Origin of the sequence: Ileibacterium valens, assembly GCF_001945525.1 — a bacterium.
Taxonomy (GTDB): Bacteria; Bacillota_I; Bacilli_A; order Erysipelotrichales; family Erysipelotrichaceae; genus Ileibacterium; species Ileibacterium valens.
On record NZ_MPJW01000182.1, the window covers coordinates 1 to 2,567 of the forward strand.

At 41.0% G+C, this 2,567-nt stretch carries 3 protein-coding genes; 1 reads left to right on the forward strand and 2 read right to left on the reverse strand.

Annotated elements, in window-relative coordinates; translation table 11 throughout:
* On the forward strand, positions 1-255 hold a 255-nt coding region (locus BO222_RS09255), incomplete at its 5' end, for a transposase (protein WP_075817320.1).
* 195 nt (positions 256-450) lie between these two features.
* On the opposite strand, the gene proC is transcribed toward BO222_RS09255, so the two are convergent.
* Both proC and BO222_RS09265 read right to left on the reverse strand, forming a co-directional pair.
* The gene (proC, locus tag BO222_RS09260) at positions 451-1,239 is read right to left on the reverse strand and encodes a pyrroline-5-carboxylate reductase (protein ID WP_075820422.1); all 789 of its coding nucleotides are present in this window, start codon (positions 1,237-1,239) and stop codon (positions 451-453) included.
* 4 nt (positions 1,240-1,243) lie between these two features.
* Complete coding sequence (locus BO222_RS09265) at positions 1,244-2,164, reverse strand: alpha/beta fold hydrolase (protein WP_075820424.1); 921 nt, start codon at positions 2,162-2,164, stop codon at positions 1,244-1,246.
* Positions 2,165-2,567 lie beyond the last annotated feature (403 nt).

Below are 2,567 nucleotides of genomic sequence, written 5' to 3' on the forward strand. Positions count from 1 at the left end.
CGGGAGAACATGTCTTCAGATGCAGGACATGAGATTATGGTCAGCCGGAGCATTCAGGCGGAAGGAACCTTCGGAGATCTTAAAGAAAACTACAGATACAGCCGATTGAGACGCCGGGGACTGGAAAACGTAAAATTTGAGGTGCTTATTGTGGCCATGGGACACAATATCAGAAAATTAAACAACAGAAATCGGATGAGTTGCCCAGAACTCGAACGTTATGGAAAATTAAAGGAGCAGAAAAGCGAAATCTGAAAAAGATTATAAACAGTCTTTTTGAGTTTTGGCTCTTTTCAGTGCGTTCAAAAATTGACTTGAGCGGAAAAACACATCATAAAACAGGATTGAATCAGATAAAAAGCATAGAAAAAGGGGCTGTAAATCTCGCTGATGAAAAATCAGTCGAAATTTAACAGCCCCTTTAAAATCATTCCAGATTTCTTCATTCGATTATTTTTTAGGATCAGCGATCGCCTGCACAGCTGAAATGACTGCCGATCTGAACCCTTCTTTTTCAAGCTGCATCACTCCGCGAATGGTGCTTCCGCCAGGTGAGCAGACATCATCCTTCATCATACCCGGATGATTTTTCTGATTCAGATACAGAACACCAACTCCTTCGATCATTTTCGCTGCAATCTCATAAGCCTGCTCGCGTTTGAGTCCATAGGCGACCCCAGCATCTCCTAATGCTTCAAGATACATTTCGGTAAACGCCGGCGCACATCCTCCTAAAATCCCGGCAATATTCATTTGTGCTTTTGGTATTTCCACCAGCATCGATACCGGTTCAAACAGTTCAACAAACAGAGCTTTTTGATCTTGAGTCAACGTACTCTGATTTTCATAAATCATGATTCCACATCCGGCTTCAATGGCAGTATTGGGGATGGTTGAAATATGATGTGAGCCCGGAAGAAGTTTTTCAAGTTCTTCGCAATCGATACCCCAGGCTACGCTGACGATCCATTTATCACTGGCTGCTAGCAAATCTCTGCATTCCTGCATCGCATCAGCGATCATTTTAGGCTTGACTGCAAGAATAACAACATCTGCATTCGCAATCGCTTCTGCATTTGATGGCATTGGGGTGGTATTCAGTTTTTCACATGCGTCCATCAGACGATCATAGCTTCCAGAAGAAGCCAGAATATCTTCAGGATTGAAGACTTTTTTATCAATCCAGCCTTTGGCAATCGCCTGGCCCATTTTTCCAAATCCGATAATTGCTGCTTTCATCGTTTTACTTCCTGTTCTTTTCCATAAATTCGAGAACATCATCATAAACTTGCTGACGATTGATCTCATTTAAAATTTCATGCCGCATTTGCGGATATAATTTTGATTCTACATGGTCATAACCATGCTTAGCGAACTTATGAATCGTTTTCTTAAACTCATCCGGGCTGCCGATCACTGGATCATCAATTCCTGCAATAAAGAACACTGGAAGTTCTGGATTTTTTACTTTCCAGCCTTCATTGTCATAGACATCCATAACCAGACTCAGCAGATTCTGATATCCATTGAGAGTAAACGGAAATCCACACCGCTCATCTTTGTTAAAGGCTTCGATGTTATCTTTATTAACTGAAATCCAGCGATTTTTATCTTCTCCGGGAATCGAAGAGTCAAAACTGCCATCGACTAGTTTGGTAATAATGGTCGAATGCGATTTTCCACCCATCAATGAAGACATCTTCTTAACAAGCTTCAATCCAATCTTAGCTGCCGGGTTTTCATATACCGCACCGCATATAATTAATCCATCGATTTCATCATCATAGCTCTTGGCAAACTTGCGCACGACTAAAGATCCCATGGAGTGTCCAAAAAGAAATACTGGAACATGAGGATAGCGAAATCGAAGATCCTTGCTAACATCCCGAACATCTTCAACGATTGCTTCTCCGCTCTCATCGTAAAAATAACCAAGATCTGCAGGATCAAGGACACTGTTTCCATGTCCACGATGATCATGAGCAATGCAGGCATAGCCCTGCTCAGCCAGATAATTCATAAAATGTAAATAACGTTCCTTGTGTTCAGCCATCCCATGAACAATCTGAATAATCCCTTTGACTTCCTTTGCTTCAGGAACCACTTCAACAATGTCAATTGGAAGCCCATCGGATTTCGATCGAATTTTCCTTCTTAATTCCATTCTTAACACTCCTTTAATAAGCCATGCTCGTTTAGCAGCCGTCAGCTCTTGTATATGGTTTGACAGTTGATTCTGTATAAAAATTTGTTTCTACTCTTTCAAACTATTTTCTTTTTGCGTCGTTTCAATATTAACAAAATGAGAAAATTTTTCTTGTGTTCGTAGCAATGTCATTAAGTTAAGGAGTGTCTTCCATGCGGAATTCGCTCCTCGTTTTTTTGATTTTTAACACAAGCAGTGGAGTTGCTCCAAAAGTTTATAAATTATCCGAATATGGCACTTGACAGACCGAAGCTCGGAACTAATCCATAATCCGAAGGATTTCGGAGGTGGTTATTTTGACCCATTCGAAATCCCCTAAACAGTATCGCCAAATCTTCTATTCTTACCTGGACGGTCTGGA

Excerpts from the sequence above, each read along its gene's own strand:
- proC (WP_075820422.1), bottom strand. The coding sequence starts at position 1,239 with ATGAAAGCAGCAATTATCGGATTTGGAAAAATGGGCCAGGCGATTGCC.
- BO222_RS09265 (WP_075820424.1), bottom strand. The coding sequence starts at position 2,164 with ATGGAATTAAGAAGGAAAATTCGATCGAAATCCGATGGGCTTCCAATT.